Source organism: Psychrobacter sp. 1Y4 (genome assembly GCF_051847555.1).
On record NZ_JBPYDE010000423.1, the window covers coordinates 1 to 777 of the forward strand.

Genomic DNA, 777 nt, shown 5'->3' on the forward strand with positions numbered 1-777 from the left:
TGTGGTCATCCGCATCCTATCTCAGGCGAGTCCGCACCCATCACCATGGGGCACGAGTTCTCGGGCGTGGTCTACGAAGTCGGCGAGGGTGTCGATGATATCGAAGTCGGTCAGCACGTAGTAGTTGAGCCGTATATCATCGCTGATGATGTCTCTACCGCGGAAGGGGAGAACTATCATTTATCAGAAAACATGAACTTCATTGGTCTGGGTGGACGCGGTGGCGGTTTGTCGGAGAAAATCGCGGTCAAACGCCGCTGGGTACATCCTATCTCAAACGATATTCCATTAGACCAAGCAGCCCTCATTGAGCCTTTATCGGTGGGCTATCATGCTTTTGTCCGTAGCGGCGCAAAACAAGGTGATGTGGCACTGGTCGGCGGCGGTGGCCCCATCGGTCTGTTATTGTCGTCAGTTTTAAAAGCCAAAGGTCTGACGGTGATTCTGACCGAGCTGAGTGCCAAGCGTAAAGAAAAAGCCAAAAACAGCGGCGTGGCTGACTATGTCTTAGATCCGACTGAAGTGGATCTTAAAGAAGAGGTGATGAAAATCACTGATGATCGCGGCGTGGACGTGGCGTTTGAATGTACCAGTGTCAATGCGGTGCTCGACTCACTCGTCGAGCTGACCAAACCTGCTGGCGTGGTGGTGATTGTCTCTATCTGGAGCCATCCTGCAGAAATCAGCGTACATAGCGTGGTGATGAAAGAGCTGGATATTCGCGGTACTATTGGATATGTGAACAATCACGAAGACACCATCAAACTGGTCGAAGAC

Annotated in this window: 1 protein-coding gene; it reads left to right on the forward strand. The window is 51.5% G+C overall.

What is annotated here, in order from left to right; all coding sequences use genetic code 11:
- A partial coding sequence (locus ACS8FC_RS16730) for a zinc-binding dehydrogenase (protein WP_439297612.1) occupies positions 1-777 on the forward strand: 777 nt, incomplete at both ends.